The 370-nt window shown below is 64.3% G+C and carries 1 pseudogene; it reads left to right on the top strand.

The window, feature by feature from the left end:
* Positions 1-14: 14 nt before the first annotated feature.
* Positions 15-370 (top strand): annotated as a pseudogene (gene ureC, locus A6013_RS26500) (urease subunit alpha); the annotation flags it as partial.

The raw sequence follows: 370 nt of genomic DNA, 5'->3' as shown, positions 1-370 counted from the left end.
GGGCGAGGTGAAACATGGCTGAAATTTTCCGTCAGACGTATGCCGACACGTTCGGCCCCACTACCGGGGATAAAGTCCGGCTGGCGGACAGCGAGCTGTGGATCGCAGTCTCCGACGATCTCACGGTCTACGGCGTAGAGGTCAAGTTCGGCGGGGGGTAGGTGATCCGCGACGGCATGGGCGAGGGGCAGCTGACGGCTGACGGCTGCGTGGAGCTGGTGCTCACCAACGCGCTGATCGTCGACCACTGGGGGAGCGTGAAGGCCGATATCGGCGTGAAGAACGGGCGGATCTTCGCCGTCGGCAAAGCCGGGAACCCGGACATTCAGCCCGGCGTGACGATCCCGATCGGCGCTGCGACGGAAGTGAT

The organism is Enterobacter sp. IF2SW-B1, from assembly GCF_001743375.1.
GTDB lineage: Bacteria > Pseudomonadota > Gammaproteobacteria > Enterobacterales > Enterobacteriaceae > Enterobacter > Enterobacter bugandensis.
This window is presented reverse-complemented; position numbering and strand designations above follow the sequence as displayed.